Origin of the sequence: Streptomyces sp. SM1, from assembly GCF_002910825.1 — a bacterium.
Taxonomy (GTDB): Bacteria; Actinomycetota; Actinomycetes; order Streptomycetales; family Streptomycetaceae; genus Streptomyces; species Streptomyces okerensis.
In genome coordinates this window covers 1-4,461 of record NZ_NEUB01001050.1, presented here as the reverse complement: position 1 = coordinate 4,461, position 4,461 = coordinate 1, and the positions used below count along the sequence as shown (strand labels likewise).

The window sequence follows — 4,461 nt, the reverse complement described above, 5'->3', positions numbered from 1 at the left end:
GGCGGCGGGGGCGAAAGACGAGAGGGACGTCCCGGATCAACACGGCTGCACCGCCGGAGGCGCTAGCGCAGGGCGTCCAGGAGGGCTGCCGCGGTGAAGAGTTCCACTCCTACGGTGATCGCGTGTTCGTCCACGTCGAAGTCGCCCTGGTGGAGGTCGCGCACGGTGCGCTCGCCGGGGGTGCGGACACCGAGGCGGGCCATGGCGCCCGGGACGCGCTCCAGGTACCAGGAGAAGTCCTCGCCGCCGAGGCTCTGCTCGGTGCCCTCGACGGAGTCCACCCCGCGCCGGGCGATCATGGCGTCGCGCAGCAGTTCCGTGGCCCCGGCCTCGTTGACGACCGGCGGGACACCGCGCACGTAGTTGATCTCCGACTTGGCGCGGTGCAGGTTGGCCACCTCGTCGATGGCGGCGACCACGACGTCGGCGGCCTGCCGCCAGGTCTCCAGGTCCAGACAGCGCACGGTGCCGGACAGTTCGGCGTGCTGCGGGATGACGTTGGGCGCGTGGCCGGACTCGATCCTGCCCCAGGTCAGGGCGAGTCCGCTGCGGCTGTCGACGCGCCGGCCGACCAGGGCGGGCACGTCGGTGACGACACGGGCGGCGGCGGTGACCAGGTCGGTGGTCAGATGCGGGCGGGCGGTGTGGCCGCCGGGGCCGTCGAGGGCGATCTCCAGCCGGTCGCAGGCGGAGGTGATGGCGCCCTGGCGCAGTCCGATCTTCCCGGCGTCGACGCGGGGGTCGCAGTGCACGGCGATGATCCGGCCGATGCCGTCGAGCGCGCCGTCCGCGATGGCGTCGGCGGCGCCGCCGGGCAGCACCTCCTCGGCGGGCTGGAAGATCAGCCGTACGGGGCGGGGCAGCAGGCCCTGCCGGTGCAGTTCGGCGAGGACCAGGCCGGTACCGAGCACCACGGTGGTGTGCACGTCGTGGCCGCAGGCGTGGGCGCGGTCGGGCACGGTGGACCGGTAGGGGCACTCGGTCTTCATGTCGGGGATGGGCAGGCCGTCGATGTCGGCGCGCATGGCGAGCATCGCCGAGTCGGTGCCGGCCTCGTCGTCCGTGCCGATGTCACAGATCACGCCGGTTCCGCCGGAGAGTACGCGCGGCCGGAGACCGGCCCGCTCCAGACGCTCCTTGATCGCGGCGGTGGTGCGGAACTCCTGGTTGCCGAGCTCCGGGTGCATGTGCAGGTCGCGGCGGAACGCGACGAGCTCGGCACGCAGGGCCTCGGGCAACGCTCCGGGGAGCACCGCTCCGCCGGGGAGATCGACCTCGGACTCCAGTGACATCAGTGGTTTCACCCTTTGAAGGGTAGGGCGCCGAAGCCGGGTACTGACCCCCGATCAAGAAAAATCAGCCCGTCAGGCGAAGAAAAACCGGCCGCCCCACGCATAGCCGTCGATCGGGATGGGTAAACTCGCCGCTCCTCCGGGCGGTCAAGGCCCCTTGACCTGCCGGAACATGACGCACGTCACACCACACCGGGGGTTCCGGCACCCATCCACCTCTTCACGGATACCACGCTCGGCGCAGACCACGCGGACCGGTTCATCTGGCGGACACCCCGAGGGCGCTACGGCCGGACGGGTGCCGCCACCGCCGGCAGCCGGTGGACGCCCCGCGCGGTGTCCGTCACCCCGGACAGGAAGCCCTGGGCGCGGGGGGAGGCCGTCCTGGTCAGCCAGGCGGGGTCTATGGCGCAGACGGTCACGCGGACGCCCGTACCGGTCAGGGCGAGGGGGAGGGTGTGGACGACCGTGGACGGGAAGCTGAGGACGGTGCGGCCGATGGGGCCGCGGCGGGCGATCAGTTCCAGGGGGAGCTCGGGCCGGACGATCTCCAGTCCCGTCTCGACGGCCAGCCGGTGGAGCTTCACCGTGGTCTCGCGGCGGTGCGCGAAGTAGCGCCGGGCGCCGTGCGTCCGCGCCAGGGAGCGGACGGCCTCCAGGTAGGCGTCGCCGTCCACCACGCCGGTCTCCACCAGCGACGTGCCCACCAGGTCGGCGCCCTGGGTGACGCGGGGCGGGCCGAAGCGGTCCCGGGTCCAGGCGAAGGTGTGGGCGCGGACGGTGACTCCGGGCGGGGTGTCCTCCATGGGCATGGAGGTGAAGACCTCCACCGCGCGGTTCCCGCCCGGGGTGAGCCGGCGCCGCGCGGCGGCGGACACGGGGGCGAGGAGGAGGTCGCGGGGGCCGGGGCGGCCGCCCTTGCGGTGCCAGCGCACCAGGCGCTCGCCGCGGGCCAGCTGGCCGACGAACTCCATCGTCGCGGTGCCGTCGTCGACCACCACGACCTCCGGGGCCCGGGTGATCGTCAGCAGCAGCTGGACGTATCGCGAGAAGGGGTCGCCGAGGACGACACGGGCGGCCCGGCGCAGCGGTCCGGCCAGTCCGCCGACCGTCCGCAGCGGGGCGCCCGCTCCCCCGCGGGCCTCCTCCCAGCGGACCTCGTGGCCCTCGTCCCGGGCCAGCTCCGCCATCCGGCGGAGCTGGCCGCGCGTCATCGGGTCGACCGGGGACAGCACCACGAGGGTGAGCCCCACGCCGGACGCGTGCGCGTGCGCCCACTCCAGCACGTTGAGCAGCTGTACCGGGCTCTCGACGAAGGCGAGAGTGTGGGGGCCGGGCCGGCCGGCGCGAGGACTCATCGACGTACGACCGTTCCCGTCGTCGTAAGGGGTGGGGTGGAGGGTGTGGGTCAGACCGTCAGCGGTTCGCCGGCGGCCGTGGCGATCTCCGCCTCGGCCACCGCGCCGGCGACCCGGCGCAGCTTCTTCATCGGGCCCAGCTCGGACTCGTAGACCTTCTTCACGCCGTCGCCGAGGGACGCCTCGATGGTGCGGATGTCGCGGACCAGGCGGGTCAGGCCCTGCGGCTCGACGGAGGCGGCCTGGTCGGAGCCCCACATGGCGCGGTCGAGGGTGATGTGGCGCTCGACGAAGGCGGCGCCGAGGGCGACGGCGGCGAGGGTGGTCTGCAGGCCGGTCTCGTGGCCGGAGTAGCCGATCGGGACGTTCGGGTACTCCTGCTGGAGTGTGTTGATCACGCGGAGGTTCAGCTCCTCGGCCTTGGCGGGGTAGGTGGACGTCGCGTGGCAGAGCAGGATGTTGTCACTGCCGAGGACCTCGACCGCGTGGCGGATCTGCTTCGGCGTCGACATGCCGGTGGAGAGGATGACGGTGCGGCCGGTGGCGCGCAGGGCGCGCAGCAGTTCGTCGTCGGTGAGGGAGGCGGAGGCCACCTTGTGGGCGGGGACGTCGAACTTCTCCAGGAAGGCGACGGCCTCGGTGTCCCACGGGGAGGCGAACCAGTCGATGCCCTTCTTCTTGCAGTAGGCGTCGATCTGGCGGTACTCGTCCTCGCCGAACTCCACGCGGTGGCGGTAGTCGATGTACGTCATCCGGCCCCAGGGGGTGTCCCGCTCGATGTCCCACTGGTCGCGCGGGGTGCAGATCTCCGGCGTGCGCTTCTGGAACTTGACGGCGTCGCAGCCCGCCTCGGCGGCGGCGTCGATCAGCTTGAACGCGTTCTCGATGTCACCGTTGTGGTTGATGCCGATCTCGCCGGTGACGTAGACGGGGCGGCCGGGGCCGGCCTCGCGGGGACCGAGGGTGCGGATGCGGGAGTTGGTGCTCATGTCCGGGGTTCCTTACTTGGGGAGGGAATCGAGGGAGGGGCCGAGGATCCAGCCGGCGATCTCCCGGATCGCGCCGTCGCCGCCGGGGAGGGTGGTGACGGCGCGGGCGGCGCCGCGTACGACGTCGTGGGCGCTCGCGACCGCCACCGGCCAGCCGACGAGGGCGAAGCACGGGAGGTCGTTGACGTCGTTGCCGACGTAGAGCACGCGCTCCGGCGCGATGCCCTGTTCCTCGCACCACTGCTTGAGGGCGAGGTCCTTGCGGTCGATGCCGTGCAGCACGGGGAGCCTGAGCTTGCGTGCGCGGGCGGCGACGACCGGGTTCTGTTCCGTGGACAGGATCAGCATCTTCAGGCCGCTGCGGCGCAGGGCTCCGATGCCGAGTCCGTCGCCGCGGTGCACGGAGACGAACTCCCGTCCGTCGGAGTCGATCAGCACCCGGTCGTCGGTCTGGGTGCCGTCGAAGTCGAGGACGAGCGCGTCGATGTCGGCGGCGGTCGGGAGGGCGCCGGGCCGGGCCGCGTCGAAGAGCGGGGCGAGGGCGCGGGCCCGGGCGAGTTCGTGCGGGTCGTCGATCTCCAGCACGCGGGCCGGGTCGGTGCGTACGAGTTCGGTGCGGCCGAAGAAGCGGTGCCTGTGCTCGCGGAAGCCGGCCGCGTCCATGGCGTAGGCGGCGCCGGTCTCCAGGAAGTCCTGGGGGCGGTCCTGGCGGCGGGGGCGGAAGGACTTGTCGTGGTTGACGCCGTGGCCTCCGGCGGAACCGGCGTCGGCACCCGCGGGCGCGTCGGTGGCGGCGGGGGCGGCCTTCCGGTCGTCCGCCGT

General features: G+C 72.8%; 4 protein-coding genes. All 4 read right to left on the bottom strand.

Going from position 1 to position 4,461, the window contains the following annotated elements:
• Positions 1 to 62: 62 nt before the first annotated feature.
• Positions 63 to 1,292, bottom strand: a complete 1,230-nt coding sequence (locus B9S61_RS39450) for an amidohydrolase (RefSeq protein ID WP_103546541.1) — start codon at positions 1,290 to 1,292, stop codon at positions 63 to 65.
• Positions 1,293 to 1,576: 284 nt separating this feature from the next.
• Positions 1,577 to 2,650, bottom strand: coding sequence for a hypothetical protein (locus tag B9S61_RS39445; protein ID WP_103546540.1), 1,074 nt, complete (start codon positions 2,648 to 2,650; stop codon positions 1,577 to 1,579).
• 50 nt (positions 2,651 to 2,700) lie between these two features.
• On the bottom strand, positions 2,701 to 3,639 hold the full coding sequence (locus tag B9S61_RS39440) for an N-acetylneuraminate synthase family protein (protein WP_103546539.1): 939 nt from the start codon (positions 3,637 to 3,639) through the stop codon (positions 2,701 to 2,703).
• Positions 3,640 to 3,651: 12 nt separating this feature from the next.
• Positions 3,652 to 4,461: N-acylneuraminate cytidylyltransferase (locus tag B9S61_RS39435; protein ID WP_258040127.1), on the bottom strand; the 810-nt coding region annotated here is incomplete at its 5' end.

Coding starts and splice junctions, on each gene's coding strand:
- B9S61_RS39450 (WP_103546541.1), bottom strand. CDS start 1,292: ATGTCACTGGAGTCCGAGGTCGATCTCCCCGGCGGAGCGGTGCTCCCC.
- B9S61_RS39445 (WP_103546540.1), bottom strand. CDS start 2,650: ATGAGTCCTCGCGCCGGCCGGCCCGGCCCCCACACTCTCGCCTTCGTC.
- B9S61_RS39440 (WP_103546539.1), bottom strand. CDS start 3,639: ATGAGCACCAACTCCCGCATCCGCACCCTCGGTCCCCGCGAGGCCGGC.